The organism is Candidatus Bathyarchaeota archaeon (assembly GCA_023131225.1).
GTDB lineage: Archaea > Thermoproteota > Bathyarchaeia > Bathyarchaeales > SOJC01 > JAGLZW01.
On record JAGLZW010000002.1, the window covers coordinates 36,865 to 59,104 of the forward strand.

The 22,240-nt window shown below is 42.8% G+C and carries 20 protein-coding genes; 16 read left to right on the forward strand and 4 right to left on the reverse strand.

Annotated features, from left to right (window positions below; genetic code table 11):
• Positions 1-187: 187 nt before the first annotated feature.
• On the reverse strand, positions 188-1,240 hold the full coding sequence (locus KAU88_00745; GenBank protein MCK4477044.1) for an N-acetylornithine carbamoyltransferase: 1,053 nt from the start codon (positions 1,238-1,240) through the stop codon (positions 188-190).
• Positions 1,241-1,454: 214 nt separating this feature from the next.
• Here KAU88_00745 and KAU88_00750 point away from each other — a divergent pair, with 214 nt between their 5' ends.
• The 11 genes from KAU88_00750 (at position 1,455) to KAU88_00800 (ending at position 14,011) form a co-directional block, all read left to right on the forward strand.
• Positions 1,455-2,921: a pyridoxal-phosphate dependent enzyme gene (locus KAU88_00750; protein MCK4477045.1), complete on the forward strand. Its 1,467-nt coding sequence runs from the start codon at positions 1,455-1,457 to the stop codon at positions 2,919-2,921.
• Positions 2,922-3,337: 416 nt separating this feature from the next.
• Entirely contained in the window at positions 3,338-4,591 is a 1,254-nt protein-coding gene (locus KAU88_00755) for a threonine synthase (GenBank protein MCK4477046.1), read from the forward strand.
• A 143-nt stretch (positions 4,592-4,734) separates the two neighbouring features.
• Entirely contained in the window at positions 4,735-5,760 is a 1,026-nt protein-coding gene (locus KAU88_00760; GenBank protein MCK4477047.1) for an ornithine carbamoyltransferase, read from the forward strand.
• Between the two features lie 131 nt (positions 5,761-5,891).
• On the forward strand, positions 5,892-6,830 hold the full coding sequence (gene arcC, locus KAU88_00765) for a carbamate kinase (GenBank protein ID MCK4477048.1): 939 nt from the start codon (positions 5,892-5,894) through the stop codon (positions 6,828-6,830).
• 254 nt (positions 6,831-7,084) lie between these two features.
• A complete protein-coding gene (pdhA, locus tag KAU88_00770) occupies positions 7,085-8,047 on the forward strand; it encodes a pyruvate dehydrogenase (acetyl-transferring) E1 component subunit alpha (GenBank protein MCK4477049.1) in 963 nt (320 codons plus the stop codon).
• A gap of 20 nt (positions 8,048-8,067) precedes the next feature.
• Positions 8,068-9,045, forward strand: coding sequence for an alpha-ketoacid dehydrogenase subunit beta (locus tag KAU88_00775; GenBank protein ID MCK4477050.1), 978 nt, complete (start codon positions 8,068-8,070; stop codon positions 9,043-9,045).
• A gap of 40 nt (positions 9,046-9,085) precedes the next feature.
• Positions 9,086-10,309 (forward strand): 2-oxo acid dehydrogenase subunit E2, encoded by a 1,224-nt coding sequence (locus tag KAU88_00780; GenBank protein ID MCK4477051.1) that lies wholly within the window; start codon positions 9,086-9,088, stop codon positions 10,307-10,309.
• A gap of 160 nt (positions 10,310-10,469) precedes the next feature.
• The gene (locus KAU88_00785) at positions 10,470-11,786 is read left to right on the forward strand and encodes an extracellular solute-binding protein (GenBank protein MCK4477052.1); all 1,317 of its coding nucleotides are present in this window, start codon (positions 10,470-10,472) and stop codon (positions 11,784-11,786) included.
• Between the two features lie 37 nt (positions 11,787-11,823).
• Positions 11,824-12,396, forward strand: a complete 573-nt coding sequence (locus tag KAU88_00790) for a MazG-like family protein (GenBank protein ID MCK4477053.1) — start codon at positions 11,824-11,826, stop codon at positions 12,394-12,396.
• An 11-nt stretch (positions 12,397-12,407) separates the two neighbouring features.
• A complete protein-coding gene (locus KAU88_00795; GenBank protein ID MCK4477054.1) occupies positions 12,408-12,992 on the forward strand; it encodes a hypothetical protein in 585 nt (194 codons plus the stop codon).
• 107 nt (positions 12,993-13,099) lie between these two features.
• Positions 13,100-14,011 carry a formylmethanofuran--tetrahydromethanopterin N-formyltransferase gene (locus KAU88_00800; protein ID MCK4477055.1) on the forward strand — a complete coding sequence of 304 codons (912 nt, stop codon included), beginning with the start codon at positions 13,100-13,102 and terminating at the stop codon, positions 14,009-14,011.
• 42 nt (positions 14,012-14,053) lie between these two features.
• Here the strand turns inward: KAU88_00800 and mch are convergent, their stop codons facing one another.
• Positions 14,054-15,073, reverse strand: coding sequence for a methenyltetrahydromethanopterin cyclohydrolase (gene mch, locus KAU88_00805; GenBank protein MCK4477056.1), 1,020 nt, complete (start codon positions 15,071-15,073; stop codon positions 14,054-14,056).
• Between the two features lie 118 nt (positions 15,074-15,191).
• Here mch and KAU88_00810 point away from each other — a divergent pair, with 118 nt between their 5' ends.
• From KAU88_00810 to KAU88_00830, 5 genes are all read left to right on the forward strand, one after another.
• Positions 15,192-16,583: an amidohydrolase gene (locus KAU88_00810; protein ID MCK4477057.1), complete on the forward strand. Its 1,392-nt coding sequence runs from the start codon at positions 15,192-15,194 to the stop codon at positions 16,581-16,583.
• Positions 16,584-16,797: 214 nt separating this feature from the next.
• The gene (locus KAU88_00815; protein ID MCK4477058.1) at positions 16,798-18,201 is read left to right on the forward strand and encodes an FAD-binding oxidoreductase; all 1,404 of its coding nucleotides are present in this window, start codon (positions 16,798-16,800) and stop codon (positions 18,199-18,201) included.
• 10 nt (positions 18,202-18,211) lie between these two features.
• Positions 18,212-19,351 carry a (Fe-S)-binding protein gene (locus KAU88_00820; GenBank protein ID MCK4477059.1) on the forward strand — a complete coding sequence of 380 codons (1,140 nt, stop codon included), beginning with the start codon at positions 18,212-18,214 and terminating at the stop codon, positions 19,349-19,351.
• A 39-nt stretch (positions 19,352-19,390) separates the two neighbouring features.
• Positions 19,391-20,161, forward strand: a complete 771-nt coding sequence (locus KAU88_00825; GenBank protein MCK4477060.1) for a membrane dipeptidase — start codon at positions 19,391-19,393, stop codon at positions 20,159-20,161.
• Positions 20,088-20,366 carry a membrane dipeptidase gene (locus tag KAU88_00830; protein MCK4477061.1) on the forward strand — a complete coding sequence of 93 codons (279 nt, stop codon included), beginning with the start codon at positions 20,088-20,090 and terminating at the stop codon, positions 20,364-20,366. The genes KAU88_00825 and KAU88_00830 overlap by 74 nt, the downstream gene beginning before the upstream one ends.
• A gap of 112 nt (positions 20,367-20,478) precedes the next feature.
• Here KAU88_00830 and KAU88_00835 read toward each other — a convergent pair whose 3' ends face one another.
• Entirely contained in the window at positions 20,479-21,336 is an 858-nt protein-coding gene (locus KAU88_00835; GenBank protein MCK4477062.1) for a carbohydrate ABC transporter permease, read from the reverse strand.
• 9 nt (positions 21,337-21,345) lie between these two features.
• On the reverse strand, positions 21,346-22,236 hold the full coding sequence (locus KAU88_00840; GenBank protein MCK4477063.1) for a sugar ABC transporter permease: 891 nt from the start codon (positions 22,234-22,236) through the stop codon (positions 21,346-21,348).
• Positions 22,237-22,240: the final 4 nt, after the last annotated feature.

The window sequence follows — 22,240 nt, forward strand, 5'->3', positions numbered from 1 at the left end:
GCAGCGTGCCTGGAAGATATATCAAACCTGACCAAAGCCATGAAATGTACATAATGCGCACGCATCAGCCAGAGGGAGCAGGATACGCTCCTAAGCAAGAGATTAGCGCGTGTTTTTCATAACAAAAAAGGGAAAGACGATAATCTTGTCTCTTTCATATAGAGTATCCATGAACCGCGCACATGCACTACATAATTGCTGCCATTATCGCTTTCTGGGCGTGCAGTCTATTACCTGCTTCGTCGAAGGCAACGCTTTGGGGTCCATCGATTACTTCGTCCGTTACTTCCATCCCTCTGTCCGCTGGAAGGCAGTGCATGTAGATGGCTTTTTGAGTTAAGTCCATTTTTTCCTGATCGCATATCCAGCCTTTATTCTTTTTTGCAAATTCCAGAGCTAGTTGTTTGTCAGGTTGCTTCGGGCCACCCCATGGACCAGGAAGAGCAGCTCTGGCAGTCCAGCTTTTGGGATAAACAACATGTGCGCCCTCAAAGGCTTCCTCCATGTTGTCAGCTTCTTCGAAGCTGCCACCGTATCGGTCTGCGTTTTCCTTGCTCCACTCTATTATTTTGTCATCTAATTCAAAACCTTTGGGTCGAACGAATGTTACATCCATACCCATTTTTGTGGCTATAAGAACGCAACTTTGGGGCACTGCGAGAGGCTTCAGACCCTCGCTGAAAGCCCAAGACATGACAAATTTCTTTCCTTGAAATTTGCCAATATGCTCGTCAATGGTCTGGATGTCAGCCATTTCTTGGCATGGGTGATAAACGTCATCCTCCATGTTGATGACTGGAATATTAGCCCATTTTGCGAACTCTTCGTTAGTGCGATGGCCACGCCCATAAAGCCACTTGGCAGCATCGCCGTAAATCCTTATGGCAATCGCGTCTCCCATTTCGTCGAGGACTCGTGCAACATCGGCAATCCGTTCCGTTTTGTAAGCTTCTTCGTCTTCAGGCAGTGTAGGAATATAGATGTCTTGCGGAGAAAGGAAATGAGCGTGACCTCCTAGTTGTGTCATACCGGCTTCAAAACTGTTTCGAGTTCGGAGAGATCGGTTGAAAAAGATCATGAAAAGCGTTCGATCTGGAAGAATTCCGGCGGTGGACTTTCGTGCTTTGTAATTCTGCTTCAACTCCCTCGCGGCTGAAATGAGAAGTTTTAGATCTTCTTGGCTCCATGACTGGGTCTCAAGCCAATCTCTTCCCTTGAAAGATCCAATATATGATTTCATTTTGATTCACCTTGGATTCAGAGAAACAGCAGGTAGATTTAAAAGTTTTATCTTTTCAGAATGCGCGCTTCAAATGTCCTTAGGATTGAGCTATGATGAGCGAGCGACTAACAAGCGAGCTTCCTGAACATTCCCAAACGCACACTAATCAGAGATAACTATTTAAAGACGTCAGGATGTGTAAAAGCAACTTCGAACGGATGAGGGTACATAATTGATAGACCTCACAGTTAATGGAGATCAGCTCAGGAGAACAGTGCAAAGATGTAGAGACAGAAACATAGTGATTCCTACATTTGCTCAGCTGAAGAATCCCAGAACCGTGTCAAATCGAATCAAGGAACAGCTTAAGGATATTGGGCTTTGGGATGTCGTTCCTCAGAACTTGTTCAGAATCACTTGGAAGAACGAGCCCATACCCAAAGGTGGTCTTTTTAAATCCATGCCTAACTATATAGAGTTACCGCCGGAACTTACCGGCGTTGAAGCACGTATAATCGCCCTGATAGGGAAGTGGTTTCCGACAGGATCACACAAAGTAGGTGCGACTTTTGGTTGCCTAGTTCCTCCACTTGTCACTGGTCAGTTTGATCCTACAAGACACAAAGCAGTCTGGCCCAGTACTGGAAATTACTGCAGAGGAGGTGCCTACGATGCGGCACTTCTCGGTTGCGATAGCATTGCGATTCTTCCTGAGCAAATGTCTCAGGAACGTTTCGAATGGCTAAGGACTGTGGCTGGTGAAATAATTGCTACATCCGGAAGCGAGAGCAATGTGAAGGAGATCTATGACAAGGTGTGGGAACTTAAGAGATCTCGAAAAGACATATTCGTGTTCAATCAGTTTAGCGAGTTCGGCAATTACCTATTCCACTACGACGTCACAGGACACGCGATAGAGGAGGTTCTCAAAAAAGAGCTTGGAAGAGGCCAATTTCGAGGGATCTGCCTTACGACGGGATCAGCAGGCACAATTGCATGCGGTGACTACCTGAAGCAGAAATATCCAACTTCAAAAATCGCTGCTGGCGAAGCTCTTCAGTGTCCGACACTACTGCTCAATGGATATGGGGTTCATAGAATCGAAGGCATCGGAGACAAGCATGTTCCCTGGATTCACAATGTAAGAAACACCGATGTAGCTATTGGAATTGATGACAATGACGCGATCAATTTGATGCGGTTGTTCAATGATCCAGCAGGACATAGGTATCTAACAAACGAGGCCGGCGTTCCCGATGAGCTTGTTTCTAAGCTCAACCTACTTGGCATTTCCAGCATAGCCAATGTGCTCATGTCAATCAAGTTCGCAAAATACTACGAACTTACGCACAAAGATACTCTAGTGACACTGTTCACAGACTCAATGGAGCTGTATCAGTCCCGGCTACGAGAAGCGCAGGAACGAAACGGCGAATACAGTAAGAAAGATGCAATCAGGGATTTCCACAGAAATTTAATGGCCATAAAGACTGATTCGATGATGGAACTTGCTCATTATGACCGGAAGCGAATACATCACCTCAAGTACTTCACATGGATCGAACAGCAAATGTTCAATTTCAATGAACTAAACCGCCAATGGTATGACTATGAGTCGTATTGGAGTGAAATTCAGAAACTGACACCTAGAATAGATGAACTGATTGTGCAGTTCAATGAGAAAGTCGGTCTGCTATGAAATGGTTAAGAGAAAGTGACTGATCCCTATAGCCTTTCGCTAAAAGGCTGAAGTGCACTCGATGCACAAGCAGAGTGTTCGCTGAAGCAAGAACCCCTCTTGTGGGCTAGAAATGAAACTGGAAGGTTGGGCATCTGTTGCCGCTCAAGTGTACAATCAGTCTACTGATAAAGAGTCATCATCACGTCCAATTCCTGGCGTTCCAGCGTCCATTTTGGACTCGTAGATATGTTTTTAAGTTATCTTCAGAAATACCGTGATGTACAGACTTGAGTCGACTTCCGAAGCGTGGTGCACAAAGTCGATGATTAGCAGTGGCCGCTTACGGTGGAAGAGATTGGTGTTGTGAAAAGCTTCCGTGCGCGCGTGGCAAGTAGGAACACCCTGTGAGAAACAGCTGAAAGGTTGGTGTTGTGATGTCTTTCGTTACAAAAATGCGATGTGCTCGCTGTGGGCGAGAGTATTCTGTTGATGAAAAGGTTTGCATGTGTTTAAATAAGGATAGGGGTCGTCTTGACCTTTCCTACGATTACTCCGCCCTAACTGAAAAGGTCAGCAAGGAAATCCTGTCAAGAAGAGCTCCTGGCGTTTGGAAATATCACGAGTTTCTTCCTGTTCGTCACAAGAAGAATATTGTTGACCTAGAAGCTGGCGGAACACCTCTTATTAGATCAATCAATCTTGCTGAGAAGATTGGATTGAGGAATCTATACTTGAAGGATGAAACTCGCAGCCCTACTGGATCATTCAAAGATCGTTCTATGACCGTTGGAGTATCAAAAGCCGTGGAATTCGGAGCCACTACGACAGCAACAGCTTCGAGTGGAAACGCGGCTGCAGCATTGGCTGCCCACTCTGCAAAAGCAAGGCTCACATGTTATGCATTCGTCCTTGAATCAGCTCCTGAGGTCAAATTAGCTCAAATTCGTCTATATGGAGCAAACGTCGTGCGAGTGAAAGCGGAAGAAGAGGGCAAGGACCCAACGGTGCAAATGCTTTCGATGGTTGTTGAAAAATATGGATGGTACCCGTGTCCCAGTTTCGGGCCTTTCAATCCATATCAGGTTGAGGGCCCCAAAACAATGGCCTACGAAATTGTCGAGCAATTGAATTGGAGTGCCCCAGACTGGGTTATCGTGCCCACTGGTTCAGGCTGTCTCCTTGCTGGCGTCTGGAAGGGTTTCAAGGATTTCCGTAGTCTCGATTTCTCTCACTCTTCACCGAGGTTAGTCGCTGTCCAACCTGAAGGGTGCGCCCCACTGGTAAGAGCTTTCAGGCAAAACAAGTCGTCTTTCGAAATAGAGCCTTGGGGTCGCCCTACAACGATTGCCGGAGGGCTTTCGGATGTTTTTCCCTGGGACGGAGATGCAGCTTTGACTGCTACTAGGGAAACGGATGGAAGTGTTGAGGCGGTTTCCGATAAGGAGATACTTGAGGCACAAAAGCTCCTGGCCTCAACTGAAGGCATATTTGCTGAACCGACAGGCGTAGCCTCTCTTGCGGGCCTTATCAAACTCGTCAGGGAAGGAGTTGTCAAGAGAGACGAAAGCATCGTTGTCTTGATTACTGGAAATGGATTGAAGGACCCGGACACAGCGGCCGGTCAATTCAAGCAGTTCCCAACAATAAGCCCTAATCTTGAGCTATTTGAAGCTTCAGTTCAAGTCTAGCCTTGGTGCGCCTATGTTTGGGAACGAGTTGATCACCTGAATGCCTTGCCTCTGGATCCGGATTGAACCTTCCGAACTGTATCACTAAAATCAACAGTGAGGGATTTTAGTATCCTGCCAAGCTATTAAATGGTGATCGCCATATGGACCTGTATGGAAGGGATCTGATTACAACCCAAGATTGGAGCATTGACGAATTAATAGCGACAATGAAGCTTGCTGAAAAGCTTAAGGATATAAGAAGGAAAGGGAAACTTCCGCCCAAAGTTCTTGAGAGAAAGAATTTCTTCATGGTGTTTTGGGCTCCTTCGACTAGGACAAGAGGGGCGTTTGAGGCTGGGATGAGTCTTCTCGGTGGACATGCCCCATACATTGATGCAATGACCTCTAGGCTTAGGACCGAAGAAGCCTTAAAAGACGTCATCCAAATATATGAAATATATGGAGATGGAATTGGAGTAAGAGTATTAAACGAAGCCATCGACTTCATTTATGGCAAGGGACGAAGAATTGTTGAACAGTTTGCCAAAATTGCAAAAGTCCCAGTAATCAATATGGCTTGCTGTACATATCATCCAACTCAAGCCATGGGGGACATTATGACTGTGAATAACAAAATAGGAAGCCTCAGAGGGAAGAAGTATGCCATAATGTGGGCTTACTCCAGCAAGCTGCGGGGAAGGTGCAGTATACAGGAAGAGGTGCTCATCGCAACGAGATTTGGCATGGATGTAGTACTTGCTTACCCGCCAAGATTTGATATTGATCCGAAAATCGTTGAAATGGCAAAGAAGAACGCCAAAGACAGTGGTGGCAGCTTTCAGACAAGTCACAATTTCAAACAAGCGCTCAATACCGCAAACGTCGTTTTCCCTAGAAGCTGGGTTACTTCCGAACTAAGTGAAGTCGGCGCGACTGCTTTCGGCACGGACAACGAGATAATGATTCACAACAAGTATAAGAATTGGAGGTTGGAGCAGAGTCATGTTAATGATCTAATGGGCAAGTCGGCAATTGCTACACATGTTCTTCCAGTCTTTAGAGGTGAGGAAGTGACCGACGAGGTCATAGATGGACCTAATTCGGTGATATACGAACAGGCGGAGGACAATTTCTATGCAAAGATGGCGGTCCTTTCTCTGACCATGTCCAAGGAAGCGATGCTCTGACCTCTATTCATTTCGGTACATAACGAAAGAGATCTGATGGATCAGAAGTCTTGTCATAGGTTGAAAGCTATTTGTTTTTATACTACAATGCTTTTCCATTAAGTCATTTCTAATTCACAGAGGTAAGAACTATGCGAAAAACAGCGGTTGTTGCCATTGGCGGCAACTCCCTAATTAGAGATAAAGGCCATCAGACCGTTCCCGATCAGTTTGAGACCACTCGTGAGAACTGTAAATATATTTCTAGCATGATAGAACATGGTTGGAACGTGGTCATAACCCACGGCAACGGACCCCAAGTGGGTTTCATTCTGTTGCGTTCGGATTTGGCAAGTCACGTTTTGCATACTGTACCACTCGATTCCTGTGGGGCTGACACTCAGGGAGCTCTCGGTTACATGATTCAACAGTGTTTATACAACGAGTTTGAGAAGCGAAACATCGAAAAGCAGGCAGTTACAGTGATAACTCAGGTGTTGGTGGACAGTAACGATCCGTCCTTTCAGAATCCCACAAAGCCAATAGGGTCCTTTCTTGATAAAGAAAAAGCAAGAAAGTTCCGAGATGAACTTGGATGGAATGTGACGGAAGATGCTGGACGAGGCTGGAGACGTGTAGTGCCCTCACCGAGACCTTTGCGTATCATTGAAATTAATGCTATAAAAGCTCTTGTTAGCCGAGGTTTTGTAGTAACAGCTGTGGGCGGCGGAGGAATTCCAGTAATTGAAAAAGACGGACGATTGGTGGGAGTTGAGGCAGTTATTGACAAGGACTATGCCTCAGCTCTCCTTGCTATTGATATGAAGGTTGATCTTTTCGTAATATCCACAGACGTTGAGAAAGTGGCTTTAAATTTTGGCAAGCCCAATCAAGAACTGCTGGATAGAATGACTTTAGCTGAAGCAAAGAAGTATTATAAAGAGGGGCACTTTCCAAAAGGAAGCATGGGCCCAAAAATCGAAGCCATCATCAACTTCCTCGAGAGTGGAGGTACAAAAGCTCTCATAACGAACTCCGAGAATATTGAACGCGCATTGCTTGGAAAGACTGGAACGTTGATTGTACCTTAGACAAGTTATGCATGCATCATTTTGAAAAGTCCACCCACGCGTTAACTATGAGGTTGGTATCCACTCGCCACACCGAGTGCATCCCCACGGGCCCGCCACTTTTCAGGTGCAAATCATTACATCTGTGAATGTGCAGGTTTTTCTAGCGATCAAATGAGTAATAATGCGTCAAGTTGATCAAACTATACTCTACGAGAATACGTAACAGTTATACTTCTGGAAGGGTATTGATAACCGCAAAAGTTGATGAAGAGATGCAGTTGCCTTTAAGCAAGGAAAAAATGATTGAACTGTACAAAGTAATGTTGAGAATCAGACGTTTCGAAGAAAAAGTAAGTGAACTGTTCGCTAAAGGTTTGCTTCCTGGGTTTGTTCACCTTTACATTGGACAGGAAGCAGTTGCCGCTGGAGTGTGCACAAATTTAAGGAAAGACGATTACGTATTAAGCACACACCGTGGACATGGACACTGCATCGCAAAAGGTGCAGACTTGAAAAGGATGATGGCAGAGCTTTTTGGCAAAAAAACTGGTTATTGCAAAGGGAAAGGTGGTTCTATGCACATTGCAGATTATAGTTCAGGTATATTGGGCGCAAATGCGATAGTGGGTGCGAGTATACCTATTGCCACCGGTGCAGCCTTTGCGGCTAAATCAAGAGAAACTGATCAAGTGTCAGTTGCTTTCTTTGGTGATGGAGCATCCAATACAGGGGCTTTTCATGAAGGAATTAACATCGCTGCATTATGGAAACTTCCTGTAATATTTGTCTGTGAAAACAATTTGTATGCAATTTCTACTCGTGCTTCAAAATCCATACCGATAGATAACATATCGGACAGAGCTTCTTCCTATGGTATACCGGGTGTCATCGTGGATGGGATGGATGTAGTTGCAGTTTTCAAGGCGGCTCATGAAGCCGTGGAAAGAGCAAGAAGAGGAGAAGGCCCGACATTGATGGAGTGTAAAACGTACAGGTTTTGCGGATCATTCGAGGGTGATTCACAGCACTATAAAACAAAAAATGAGATGGAAGAGTGGGAGAAAAAGAACCCGCTCAATCTTAAAGAAACACTCATCGAGATAGGTGTTTTGACAGAGGCAGAGGTCGAGGACATTGAACAAGAAATTAGATTGGCTATTGAAGAGGCAGTTAGGTATGCGGAAGAAAGCCCATATCCAGAACCCGAGGAAGTGACTAAGGATTTATTCGCCTAGGTTAATGAGGCAATTTGAACATGAGAGAAATAAGATACAGTGAAGCACTTCGTGAAGCTGTACAGGAGGAAATGCGGAAAGATAAGAATGTTTTTGTGCTTGGCGAAGATATAGCATTACACGGTGGCGATTTTGGAGTCACAAAAGGATTGTTGGAAGAATTTGGAGAGAAAAGAATCTTAGACACACCTATATCCGAAACCGCCATCATAGGTCTTTCATTGGGCGCTGCCTCAGTAGGAATGAGACCATTAGCAGAGATAATGTTTGCTGATTTTCTAGGCGTATGCATGGACCAAATACTTAACCATGTATCAAAGATACGATACATGTCTGGCGGGCAAGTAAAATCACCTATAGTGATTAGGACAGCATTTGGCGCTGGAATAAGCGCTGGACCTCAACATTCACAGAGTCCTGAAGCAATATTTATGCACATCCCTGGTTTAAGAATCGCGATGCCATCAACTCCATATGACGCTAAAGGACTGCTTAAAACAGCTATAAGAGATGACAATCCAATAATATTTTTTGAGCATAAACTTCTCTACAAAATGAAAGGCCAAGTTCCCGAAGAAGAGTATTATATCCCATTTGGCAAAGCTGACATCCGAAGAAGTGGTGAAGACGTCACGATATTCGCCACTGCATTGATGGTGCATAAAGCTCTGCTTGCAGCCGAGAAACTTGACAAAGAAGGAATTAGTTCGGAAGTTGTTGATCCACGGACGCTTGCCCCTCTTGACAAGGAAGCAATTATTAACTCAGTAAAAAAGACTGGTAAAATAGTTGTTGTTCATGAAGCTTGGAAAAGATGCGGTATTGGCGCAGAAATTGCGGCAATTATAATTGAAGAGGCTATGGATTATCTAGATGCCCCAATCAAGCGTGTTGCTGGGTTAAACGTACCATCACCCTTCAGTCCAGCTTTAGAAAGACACGTTATACCCAATGAAAATGATATAGTTAAAGCAGTAAAAGAAATTATAAGCAGCTAGTGAATAAGAATTTTTATCATTTGATGGAGATGGAGAAGAAATGGTAACTTACATCAGAATGCCTAAACTCGGTCTGACCATGACAGAAGGAATCGTAGTGAATTGGCTAAAGAAAGAAGGTGACTGGGTGGAAAAAGGGGAAGCCCTCCTAGAAGTAGAGACTGAAAAGATTGTCAACGAAATCGAGGCTGCAGAATCTGGCATATTATTCAAAATAGTCGCTCTAGAAGGAACAGTTGTTCCTGTGTCTGGACTGGTGGCAATTATAGCTAAACCCGGAGAAGAGGTTCCGCCAATTGAAGAAACCCTAAAAGCTGAAATGCCCGCAAAAATGCCTGAAGTAGAAAAACCTAAGGAAATTGAAAAGCCAACTGTAGCGCCTGTTCCCAAGGAAAGAATAAAGATTTCTCCAGTCGCAAAAAAAATCGCTAAGGAACGCAAAATTGATGTAACAAATATCAAAGGTACTGGACCCGGCGGCAGAATAGTCAAGAAAGACGTGTTAAGCGTTCTTGACGAAACCAAAGCTCCTACCGCTGCACCTATAGCGCCACCTGCAATCGAGCCAGTAAAAGTGGAAAAGATTATTGATATAATCGGAATAAGGAAAACGATATCCGAGCGCCTGTCCCAGAGTTATCGCACTGCTGTGCACACAATATTAATGACGAGAGTCGATATGACGGAAACTATAAAACTACGGCGAGAACTCCTTGCAGAGATGGAAAAAACAGCTAAGGCATCTCTAACTTATACAGGCATTCTGGTTAAGGCTGTGGCAATAGCACTTAAAGATCATCCCATTATAAACTCGACTCTAGAGGGAGACAAAATCAAAATACTTGAAGACATTAACGTAGGTGTAGCTGTCGCGCTGGAAGAAGGGTTAATAGTTCCTGTGGTTCAGAACGCTGATAAGAAAGCCCTCTCGGAGATCGCTCTCTGCCTGACAGAACTGACGGAAAAGGCGAAGCATCGTCTTCTTTCCTCAGATGAGGTAACTAGAGGCACTTTTACTATAACAAATCTTGGCATGTATGGAATAGACACGTTTGTGCCAATAATTAATCCACCTGAGAGCGCGATATTGGGAGTCGGAGAAATAGATGAGAAACCAGTGGTGGCTGATGGGCATATCGTGGTGAGATCCGTAATGAACCTGAGTTTAGTGTTTGATCACCGAGTTTTCGGTGGAGCCCAAGGCGCTAAGTTTCTACAAACATTGAAGCGAATTTTGGAAAATCCTTCAACACTACTTAACTAGGAACTCCGAGTAGTCGGCAAACCATGATAAAAAGGCTTTCAGTGATTGCAGACCTGTAAAAACCTCTATATCAACTTGGCAGTAGAAAAACGCACTTACAAAATACGCAAAATTTTTAAGCTCACAAATATACTTTTAGATTATCAAAAAAGTGGTAATTATGGAAAGAAAAAACGTTTTAGCGATTGGTTTAGCGTTAATTATCGGCGTAGTAATCGGTGCACCCGTCGGGTACTATATCGCTCCAAAACCAACTACCCCAGCAACACCTACAACCTTAGAATTCTGGGCCCCTTTTGCAGGGGAAGAAAGCGCTTTATGGTTCTGGCAAAATGCAAGCGACGCATTCTACAATGAAACAGGCATAGAAGTCAAAATCACGTTTTACACAGGCTCAGAATATATGACAAAACTAACATCGTCTTTCGCAGCTGGGGTTCCACCTGACCTATTCACTAACAAAGGTGGAGGAGAACTTAAGGGATATGTTAATGAAAACGTTGTAGAAGATATAAGCGATCTCTTAGCTGAAGATTGGGCCTTAGCTCAGATCCCAGAATCTATAAGATCATCAGTCACTGTGAACGGTAAAGAGTATGCCCTTCCATATGAACTAACAGTTGTCGGTATTTTGATCAATAGCCTACTTTTTGATCAAGCAAGTGTTGCCGTCCCTTCTATAGAGACAGGTTGGACATGGACTGAATTTATAGCGGCATGTAATGCACTAAAGGTCGCTGGAACAATCCCTGTTGCAATGAGTGGCAAGGAAGATTGGTCACTTGAGTTCCCTACAGTTTATATTCAAGAAAGGCTTAATGGGCCAGATGCGTTTTTCGATGCGTATGATCGTAAAATAAGTTTTTTTGATCAATACAACAATACGTTTGATAAGGTTCAGGAATGGGTTGACGGAGACTACTTCCAACTAGGCTGGGAAACAGCTGGTTACATGGATGCATACCAAGCGTTTTCAACAGGGCAAGCGGCAATGTGGATACAGGGCACATGGGCTGTTGGAATGTGTTTAGGTATAGAAGGGCTTGACTTGGACGCTGTTCCATGGCCATATTTTTCAGAGGAATCCAATGCAAGCGTAAAGGATTTGGTTTTTGGAGGAGGCACCTTTATCGGGGTAGCTGCTGATAGTGCATACATTGATGAGGCTAAAGCCTTCTTAAGATTCTGCTCTAGACCGGAATGGCAAATAAAAATGATCCAATCGATTGGAACCCCCATAGCACAGAAAATAATGTTGCCCCCAGACATTTTTGACCCAACTACCGAAAAGTTCATAGACATGGTAGCGAGAGCTTCGCGGTTACAAGGAACATATGCATATCAAGTATCCCCACAATTTAAAGGTACCATGATGGATCAATTTGCTCTAATTTGGGCACTTCAAACAACACCCGAAACTGCAGCGACAACCATCGAAACAAATGCGGTAGAATTACTGGGTCCAGTAACTGGTTAGTTTCAGATTGCAATGTGATTTTCATGAGTGTGACAGTTTGCTAAAGGACCTTAAGAAAGGTATCGAGAATCTCAGAACTTTAAGTGAGGCTCAAGGCTGGATTAAAGAGAGGGAAGAAAATTACTACAAATTCTTAGATACTAGAGACATCATAATTTGCTTGGGAAAGGAGATCGGTGAATTCTATAAAGCATACGTAAACAAGGAGGTATACCCCGATCGTTGGTGGGGTGGAGCCGAAGGGGCTGAAAGTATGGGTGATGAACTAGCAGATGTACTTAACTGGTGCTTAGTTCTTTCGAATAGGCTTAAAGCAGATCTGTGTAAAGTAATAGGGAGGATAGAAGGGTTTAAGGAGAAGATGACACCGGAGGAGATTCAGGATTATGTAAGAGACAAGTACCCAAAGGAAACCAGCACAAGACAGATACTCCTACGAATCGGCGGAGCCTTCGGCGATCTTTGCGGGAGATACTTAGAGTTGAAAATTAAGCCTGTAGAGCTCCTCCCTGGGATTGAAAAAGTAGCTCTCTGGTGCTTTTCCATGGCAAACGCTATTGGCATAGACCTTTTTGAAGCATGGAAAAACAGACCTATACCTGGGAGATAGAGGATGATTAGATGGATAGAGAGGAAATGATGCTAAGCAGGGAATACGAACTCTGCATGGAAGATGTGAGAACAATAGAGGATGCCCAGAAATGGGACCACGAACGCTTTGGAGTTTTCGACGATCACAGAGACCTAAGAGATGATTTGGCTTGGTTAGGAGAAGAAATAGGCGAACTTTGCAAAGCGTATCTGAACAAGAGTCATCCTGGAAGATGGTGGACAAATACGATAGGCGAAGAAGGCATTGAAAATGAGATAACCGATATATTCCATTGGTGCATGGCGACTTCCGACAGACTTGAAGAAAACTTGGAAAAACTCTTACTAAAACTTGAAGGATGGAAGAAGAGACCTACAGTTGAAGAAATGCAAACTAAGCTAGCGAAGAAATACCCTAAAGAAACCGATCTTGTACGAATAATATTTCGTATTAGCCAGCAATATGGCGAAGTATGCGACAACTGTCTGAAGGGCGATTTTGTTGAGGCATCAAGAAGCTTAGCGAAAATTTTGCGCATGTGTCTGATTGCGTCAAACCTAACTAAAATGGATATACTTGAAGTTTGGAAGAAAAAGCGTGTGCCTGGAAAGTAGAACAGTCATAACACCTTTTTAGATTGTGGATTCAAAAGTCCCCCGCATGAAGCAGAGAGTAAAAAGTCTTTGACTTCTCATTTTTTTGTGTGTGAAGTGTGCTGAAAATGATTTTAAATGGTGTTGAAGTGGAGGAAACTTTTGCAGAGCTTTGGGAATTAAAAATAGCTAGACTGCTTGTCACGGCTATCTCAAGAGACTTGGCGTTACGAGCTGCTTATCAAGCCACCGGCTTCGCGTTTAGTATCGCGATATGTCCTGTTCAATCGGGAATAGAAAGATTCTCTCCTTCGGAGGTAAATCCAGACGGTAGACCTGGTGTGATTATGCAGTTTTCGGTTCCTTCTGGCTCCAAGTATGGCGTTGAACGGTTAAAGGAACAGCTAATTGCAAGAGCTCTAACGCTTTCTATGGTTCCTACTGCTTCTCTCTTCGACTTTATGCCATTTGAAGCTATAACGGAGACTTTGCCTGTAGGCGAGGCAATTAGAAAACATGGAGAAGGCTACGAAAAGGAACTAATGATCGGGAAACATCGAGTTATTTGTATTCCAGTCACAAGCGGAAAATTTAACGTGGAACGAACCGTTGGAGTCACAACTGGTTTAGATGGATTGTTCGTTATTATGGCTGAAAACCAAGCCATAGCGGTATCAGCCGCCAATGCTGCTTGGGATGCTATGAAATTGATTGAAGGAGTGTGTCCCTACGGTTTAGGCATGGACAACGCAATTAAAAAGGGGTCTAATAGGTATACAGATATCATTGCAAGTACTCATGACTTGTTTTGCCCCACCATTCAAAACATAGTTCCAGGCTCTAAGGTGCCCATAGGCGTTCAATCCATTGTGACGGTTGTCTTTATGGGTTTAAACGCTAGTGAGATTAGAAGAGCTACGCATGAAGGTATTGTCGCAGCTACGAAAATCGAGGGCGTTAAGAGGATTTCAGCTTATAATTTCGGAGGAAAAATGGGGAGCCACAAATTACATCTTTCTGACATCCTCAAGATGGAATAACTTACTGTTGTCTACACGTACATTATGGGCTTCATCTTCGAATTATAACACACTATAGCTTGAGCCCTGCACCAGCGATTTTTTGATAATGTCTGCTCTTAATCGTCCTGCTCTGCATAAAGTGCCTGTTCGAAGATCGTTAAGGGTTACTTCTGAGGGGGCATAATTCCCAAAATCGACTTTGTAAAAATTTTTGCCTGCCTGTTCGTAGAGTTCACCGTATAACTTTCCGTAGTCTGGTGAGCGATTCTCTATAACCATCTCCTTCGCTAATTTGCATACATCCTCCTCTTCTTGGGTTTCGATGGTGTAGAAAGTTCTCAAGCCATACATCATTAAGTCATTAGCCATGCCCATTCCCACAGTGCTGTTAGGGTGAACAGGTGCTATAGGAGCTATACCAGCCCCTGATTTCAGTTTTGTTATGTCGTAATCCATGTAGAATAACGTGTAAACCCCGTTTTCGACGCAACGTCCTGCAATTTGAATGTTTCCTGCGAGACAGTTTGTGGGAACAATAAGAATGTACACTCTTTTCATATCTATTCCTGTTTCTTTAGATACATGCGTCACAATGCTTTCTGTTGGAAATTTGCTCATTGGAAACTTGTCACATTGAATTACTAAAATAGCCACGTCCGCTTTTTCTTCATGTTTTAAGGAATCAAAGACTTCAGCAGGAGTCTTCGCCAAAGCTCGAGCCGGTCCGGACCCGATAGCCATACCTAATCCAAGAAGATTCTTGGCAACCTCTTTTGGGATTCTCCAACCTCCCATTTGGCTTCCCATAGTAGCAAGAGCGGGGTGATCTGTTGTTACATGCATGGCAGGAAGGACGAATTCGCCAAAGTCCATGAACGTGACTTTGGCTTGTCCGATGCCGCCTAGAGTAACCTCTGTTACGCATTTTCCAGCTTCGAATCCGCCAGGGACCTCCATTCCACAATCTATTATAGTTGCACCGTTTTTCGTTTCGTGTACGAAAATGCCTATTTCGTCAGCTTCTTTGATCATGTATTTTACAATGGGAAGCGCAGATTTGTTCAAGCTTATTTTCGTCAACTTAAACCCTGTTTTTTCTATATAACTATGATGAATATTAAATTAGCTTTGCACGGTGCATGGGGTAGCCTTAAATTAAGTATTTAAAAGTATAAGATAAATTGAGGTAGGTGACTGGATGGGCTTACTTATTAAAAATGGCTTACTAATCACTATGGATGATCAAAGAAGAATTATTGAAAATGGTGCTGTTGCTGTAGAAGATGATAGAATAGTAGATGTGGGGAAAACTGATCAGTTGGAGAGGAAGTATAGGAACGCTGACACAGTTATAGATGCCAGTAACATGGCTGTTTTACCAGGATTGATAAACACACATACCCACCTCATTCAAAACCTACTGAAAGGCATAGGCGAACATGAAAAGACAATTGAAGAATGGTGCAAGTTAATTTTATATCCTTTATATCACGCTGCGAATGAGGAGGCTTTAGCTGGAAACGACCGAATCGCCTATTTTGCGTCTCTAATGGCTTTTCTTGAGATGCTGCGGTCTGGAACCACATGTTTTGTAGCTATGGATGGAATGCACCCAGGAATTTGTGAAGCGATGAAGAAAATAGACATTCGCGGATTTCACGCCCTCGTTATGGTTGACTCGTGGGTTCCAGAAGATGTGAGGCTTCCCGTGAAACAGCAACTCCGATTTATAGATGAAATTGTCACTAAGTGGCACGGAGCCGAGAATGGAAGAATTCAATGCATGATTGCCCCTTCCACTCCCTTTTGCTCCACTGATGAATACCTTCAAAAATCTTTAGAGTTGGCTGAGAAATACAAGTTGCGATTAAGCATACATGTTTCTGAAACACTCTATGAAGTTGAGCTTATTCGAAAGGAAAAGGGCAAGCGCCCAGTAGAGTTTCTTCACGACCTCGGACTTCTTGGGCCTAATGTCCTTGCTGTACATACCATATGGGTGGATGACCGTGAAATCGCGTTGTTAAGAGATGACGGAGTTAAAGTATCTCATAATCCAGAGAGCAACATGAAAGGTGGAAATGGTGTGGCTCCAGTACCCAAAATGTTGCAGCAGGGCATAACTGTCTCCTTAGCTACTGATGGTTGCGGTGGTAATGATAACTTGGATATGTTTGACGCCATGAGAACTGCAGCTTTTCTGCATAAAGTTTCTGCCCTAGATCCAACTGTGATTTCTGCACGAAAGGTTTTAGAAATGTCTACCATTGATGCAGCAAGGTCGATAGGTCAAGAGAAAGAGTTAGGCTCTATTGAAGTGGGTAAAAAGGCTGACATTATTTTTATAGATTTGTATAAACCACGTTTTCAACCCTTACACAACGTCGAAAAAGCTCTTGTATATTGTGCTTGTGGAGAGGATGTGGACACGGTTATTGTAGATGGTAAAGTTCTCATGGATCACAAAAGAATCATAACTGTGAATGAAGGAGAAACCATTGATGAAGCGAGGAGAATAATTTATGACGCGATGCAAAAAGCTAAGGAGTATCTTCCTCATGCTAGCTGGATGAAGTCGCGTGATTGTTAGACGTTTCCATAAATAATCACAGTGCGTAGTTAAGGTAATCTGATCGCGCTTTTTGCGCTATGTAACGAAAATACGAGCTATTTTTAATCAGAGTTTTTGGATAAAGGTAATTCAGGCACTAAGCATCATCTTTGTGACTTACTGTGCATGCACAAAGTTTTTAGAAAAGCCTTTACTCATCTTTGTCATCTTCTCATTCAAAGAGGACACAAAATTGGCAAAAAAAAGGTTGAAAGAACAACTGACAACGATTGTTGGTTCAGAGAATTTTTCGGACAATTTTCTAGACAGATTAACATATTCAAAAAGTAGCTCTTTCGAAGAAGCTGGAGTTCCCTCATATGTAGTTAGACCCAGAAATACAGAGCAAGTTGCGGAGATTCTGAAAATAGCAAACGAGTATGAAACTCCTGTGTACGTGTGGGGAAGAGGAACTATATTCATTGCGTCAGGAGTTCAGGAAAACTGCGTACTGATTGACATGACTGGAATGAATAATATATTAAATATTGATGAGGAAACAATGTCCGTTACGGTTGAGGCAGGAGCCATATGGGATGCCTTGAATACTGAGTTGAAAAAGAAAAAGTGGGAACTCTCCATCCAAGGTCCAGGTAGCCTAGTATCCTGCACTGTCGGTGGATCACTTGCTGCTAGTATGGTCCCTCACGGCTTAACCGGAGAGGGAACAACTGGAGAGAACGTTCTCAACTTGGAAGTCGTTTTACCGAGTGGAGAGATAATCAAAACAGGTTCCGCTGCAAATCCACAAGGCATACCCTTTGAAAGATACTGCAACGGTCCAGACGTCGCCGGACTTTTCATAGGGTCTTGCGGTACTTTAGGTATCATAACAAAAGCTACATTAAAAATCCAAAGGATGCCTGAAGCTGAGGAATTCCTTTGTTATAGCTTTGACGATTTGAGAAAGGCATTTAAGATCGCTTTGAAGTTGCTTCAACGACGCTGTACTCGATTTCTTGTGGTTTGTCAAGGAGATCTTCCAGTTAAGGCTGTAGCTTTAATGCATATTATTACAACTGGAGGAAAGGAGGAAGTCGAAATAAAGATCAAAACCATCAAGTCAATATGTGAAACATATGGAGGAAGAAAAATAGACAACACGGGAACCAGAAACTACTGGAAAACGCATAATGTTATGTATTCATGGCTCAGATGGAAAGATCCAAAGACATATTATGCTCGTAAGGGAATTCCTTACTTCTGCCCCGAAATCTTTGGATTCCTTCCATTGCCGAAACTCGTTGATATAAGTGAAGCTTTTTGGAATTACTGGAGTGAGCATGAGACGCAAATAAAGAAGCACAATGCCCTTGTCAAGGGTTTTGACGTGTATTTTTCAAAAAATGGGGGATATCTGTGGATTGATACGCTCTATTCTTATGTAGATAAAGAGGCCTTCGAGTTTGGCTTACAAGTTCAAAAAGACCTTTACGAGATGTTGCTTGACTATGGAGGCGCTCCGGGTACTGTGGGTAGCGGCGAAATAGCTGAGCGTATCATGTCGAGGCTGGTTGGTTACCACGATTTTTTAAGAAAATTGAAGAAGGCTATCGATCCGAATCGCATTTTAAACCCAAATGTTTTGGATCTGTAGGTGAGTTGTTATGTTACTTGAGAAGTATACGAATGATTTGTATAAGTGTATCAGATGTGGATTCTGCTTTGATCTAAGCTGGCTAGGACAGTACCGTATGTGCCCGATAAACGAAATCAAGGGATTTCAATCTTACAGCGCCAAAGGAAAACTAATTTTAGCTATAGCACTCCTTGAGGGAAAAGTAGAGTTCAACGAAGATCTCTCAAAACACGTTTTCATGTGCACCGATTGCGGTGCATGTGAGCAAAACTGTTTCTTCTCTCTAGAACTAAGCAACATCTTCGACGCGTTGAAAGCAGACGTGGTTGCACACGGATTAACAATGAAAGAACACGCTTCGATGCTTGAGAAAACCCGGAAATACGATAATATATTTGGGCAACCACACGAAAAGAGACTACACTGGCTCTCTGGAGAAATCAACAAAAAAGCTGAAGCAGTTTATTTCGTCGGGTGTACAACTGCGCTTGCCAGAACAAGGATAGCCAAAGCCAATTATGAAATTATGAAACACTCAGATCTAGATTTTACAATTCTCAAAAACGAAAAATGTTGCGGTTTTCCGCTGTTGTCTATTGGACAAGTAGAAACTGCAAAAAAGCTTGCTGAGTACAATATTCAAGAAATAGAAAAAATCGGAGCCCAGAGGGTAGTGTTTTCGTGTCCGGGATGTTATAGAATGTTCAAAAAAGAATATCCCAAATTAGTTGGGCGACTACCATTTGAGGCAGTTCACACAACCGAGATTTACGAGGAACTTATGGACAATGAAGACTTAGTTCCAAAGAAAAAAATCACCCGCAAAGTTACTTATCATGATCCTTGCCATCTTGGTAGGCACATAGGCTTGTATGAACCCCCAAGAAAGATCCTTGAAGAGATTCCAGGTTTAATGATGACTGAGATGACTAGAAACAGAGAGTATGCCTATTGTTGTGGAGCTGGAGGAGGTCTGCCCCAAGCCTTTCCAGAAATTTCGACTAGTATCGCGGTGAATAGACTAAAGGAGGCAGAAGAGACAGGGGCGCAGGTGCTTGCTTCGTCGTGTCCAGCGTGTAGCTCAAACTTCATGTTAGCAAGATATCGGTCTAAGGTAAAGTTGGATATTAGAGATGTGGCGGAACTGATCGTGGAAACATTAAAATAAGCAGACTCGTGAGGGAAGTGGTTAAAATGGAAGTTAAATGTGGAAGAAGAAAAAAAGGCGTTAGACACCCATAAGAAGTCAATAATTATCGATTCGTTAAATGCGTCCATCATGTCAGATGAATACTTTCAAAAACTACGCGTTGGCGGAGTAACCGCGATAAACTACACAATTGCCATGATGCATAGCATGTCTGAAACAGTTAAGAGAATTTTAGATATGCACGACTTGATAAATGAAGAGAATGATAAAGTGCTGTTGGCAACTACAGCCGAAGACGTGGTTACAGCAAAGCGAGATGGAAAAGTTGCTATTTTTCTAGGTTTCCAAAATGTAGTACCATTGGAAAACGACTTGAGGATACTAAAGCTCTATCATCATTTGGGGGTAAGAATCATCCAGCTAAGTTATCACTTCAGGAATGCAGCGGCAGAAGGCGGTGCAGAACGTACGGATTCAGGACTAAGTCTCTTCGGAATATCGCTAGTAAAAGAGCTAAATCGGTTAGGAATTGTGGTGGATCTCGCGCATGTCGGAAAACAGAGTGTTCTGGAGGCTATAGAATTTTCAGAGGATCCAGTAATAGCCTCACACTCAAACCCTCGAGCACTCATAGATGCATACCAGAATAAAACAGACGAAGAAATCAGGATTTTGGCTGAAAAGGGAGGCGTTATCGGAATAACAGCTTTCCCGAGACTTGTCAGCAAAGAACCAGATAATTGCACTCGACGACTTGTTAAATTACATCGATTACGTTGTGGAATTAGTTGGGGTGGACTACATTGGTATAGGATTAGACTTTGCTGAGGGATGGGCGGAATATCCACCTGCAAGAAGAAAGCTCATAATGATTGATAAAAGGGTATACAGCTGGCCCAAAGGAATTGAGACTATAACAGAATTTCCAAATATTACAAGAGGTTTGGTTGCAAGAGGCTACTCAGATAAAGAGATTCAGAAAATTCTAGGAGGAAACTTCTTAAGGGTGTTTAAGAGGGTCTTTGGAAAATAGGAACGCTAAATGTTGACGAAAAATAGTCTACTGTACACCGATGATGATGTATTGAAATTTGCGTAGCTTAGTTTGGTAAATCGAAGATTTTGGCTACACTATATTATGCAAACTATGTCTTCGCACCAATTCCTGCAGCTATTCCTTTCTTGATCTTTTCAGAGAAAAACATGTAAAGTATAAGCGGTGGAATAGTTGAGATGATTATTCCGGCGGCTAATGGACCGTATTGAATTAGATATTGGCCTCTAAATATGAAAAGGCCTAGTGGCAACGTCATCATGTCAGTTGATCTGAGGAAGACTAGGGGATAGAGAAAATCGTTCCATATGAATATGGCTTCTAAACTCATAGCTATCAAAACAGTTGGCAGGGCTAAAGGTAATGCTATTCTCCAATACGTTTGAAACGTTGACAGTCCATCTATCTTCGCTGCATCTTCTAATGATGGAGGAATAGACAGAAATCCTAGTCTTGCTATGAAAATCGAGTAGGGTAGAGCAGTAGCGACATAAACTAATATTAGGCCAAGATGGGAGTCAATTAACCCTAAATTTTTGAGTAGAACATACAACGGGACTATGATTACTTGAGGGGCAACATACATGCCAGCTAGGAGAAAATAAAAGACTGTTCTTTTACCACGATATTCTGCTCTGCCCAGCGCATATGCAGCCATAGGTGAAATCACAAATAGAATTATTATACTTCCAGCGGTTATTATTAAACTGTTTCTCAAGCATACCGCCATATTACCGCTACTTAAGGCCCACTCATAATTTGACCAATCTAGGTTAGTGGGAGGACCCCACACGTTAGCAAATAGCTCCTGATTAGTTTTAAAAGATGTGAAAAAAGCCCAAATAAGAGGATAGACTGTTGCAATGGCCCACATTATTAAGACAGCGATACCAATCGTGCGAGTGAACTTATTTCTGAGCCAGTTCCATGGACTATACTTTGAACTCATATGTTCTAGTCACCTATCCGTGTGTAACAGTTTCAGTTGAATTATTACAAGTGAAAGGCCCATAACAATCAAATAAAGCGCTACGGCAGAAGCGTATCCAGCCTTCCAAAAAGTAAAGGCGTACCTGTAAAGATATAACGCGATTACATCAGTGAGACGCCCTGGACCACCCCCCGTCAGAACGTAAACCAATTCAAACGTCTTGAAAGAAGCAGAAATTGTTATAACAAGCGATAAAGCAAGCGCAGCCTTAGTCATTGGAATTACTACGTGTCTGATTTTTTGAAGGTCAGAAAGCCCGTCTACCTTCATTGAATCATAAATAGATGGAGAAATTGTTCGTAAACCTGCCGAGTAAATAATAGCGTATAGTCCCACTCCGTGCCAGTTAGCCGTTACTAGAACTGAGAGAAGTGCTGTGCTCTGATTTGATAACCATGCTCTAGTTAACGAATGTAAACCGAGAAAGTCTAATAAGCTATTCAACAAACCAAACGAAGGATTATAAATCCAAGTCCACATTACACCCACTGAAACAAACGATAAGATAATTGGTATTAAGGCTATGGACAAAAAGATGCCCCCTACTCGCTGATATTTTCGCGCCAACCAAGCCAAACTGAAACCGAATATAAATTGGCTGACAGCATTCACACCAGTTATTACAAAAGTATTCCTTAACGCAACATGGAATTGCGGATCTACAACAATACTAAAGTAGTTTTTAAGACCGATAAACGTTTTGACGGGAGATACACCCGACCATTGATATAGACCAAATGAAAGCCCGTTAATTACAGGATAAATAAAAAAGAGGACATATAGGAAGACCGTCGGTAACAGCAATAGATATAGCGCTATAACTTTTCTAGTTTCAGCTTTGATTCGCAGCTTAGTCATTTTT

Excerpts from the sequence above, each read along its gene's own strand:
- KAU88_00760 (MCK4477047.1), top strand. The coding sequence starts at position 4,735 with ATGGACCTGTATGGAAGGGATCTGATTACAACCCAAGATTGGAGCATT.
- KAU88_00800 (MCK4477055.1), top strand. The coding sequence starts at position 13,100 with ATGATTTTAAATGGTGTTGAAGTGGAGGAAACTTTTGCAGAGCTTTGG.
- KAU88_00785 (MCK4477052.1), top strand. The coding sequence starts at position 10,470 with ATGGAAAGAAAAAACGTTTTAGCGATTGGTTTAGCGTTAATTATCGGC.
- KAU88_00775 (MCK4477050.1), top strand. The coding sequence starts at position 8,068 with ATGAGAGAAATAAGATACAGTGAAGCACTTCGTGAAGCTGTACAGGAG.
- KAU88_00755 (MCK4477046.1), top strand. The coding sequence starts at position 3,338 with ATGTCTTTCGTTACAAAAATGCGATGTGCTCGCTGTGGGCGAGAGTAT.
- KAU88_00820 (MCK4477059.1), top strand. The coding sequence starts at position 18,212 with ATGTTACTTGAGAAGTATACGAATGATTTGTATAAGTGTATCAGATGT.
- KAU88_00780 (MCK4477051.1), top strand. The coding sequence starts at position 9,086 with ATGGTAACTTACATCAGAATGCCTAAACTCGGTCTGACCATGACAGAA.
- KAU88_00795 (MCK4477054.1), top strand. The coding sequence starts at position 12,408 with ATGGATAGAGAGGAAATGATGCTAAGCAGGGAATACGAACTCTGCATG.
- pdhA (MCK4477049.1), top strand. The coding sequence starts at position 7,085 with ATGCAGTTGCCTTTAAGCAAGGAAAAAATGATTGAACTGTACAAAGTA.
- KAU88_00835 (MCK4477062.1), bottom strand. The coding sequence starts at position 21,336 with ATGAGTTCAAAGTATAGTCCATGGAACTGGCTCAGAAATAAGTTCACT.
- KAU88_00745 (MCK4477044.1), bottom strand. The coding sequence starts at position 1,240 with ATGAAATCATATATTGGATCTTTCAAGGGAAGAGATTGGCTTGAGACC.
- arcC (MCK4477048.1), top strand. The coding sequence starts at position 5,892 with ATGCGAAAAACAGCGGTTGTTGCCATTGGCGGCAACTCCCTAATTAGA.
- KAU88_00810 (MCK4477057.1), top strand. The coding sequence starts at position 15,192 with ATGGGCTTACTTATTAAAAATGGCTTACTAATCACTATGGATGATCAA.
- KAU88_00840 (MCK4477063.1), bottom strand. The coding sequence starts at position 22,236 with ATGACTAAGCTGCGAATCAAAGCTGAAACTAGAAAAGTTATAGCGCTA.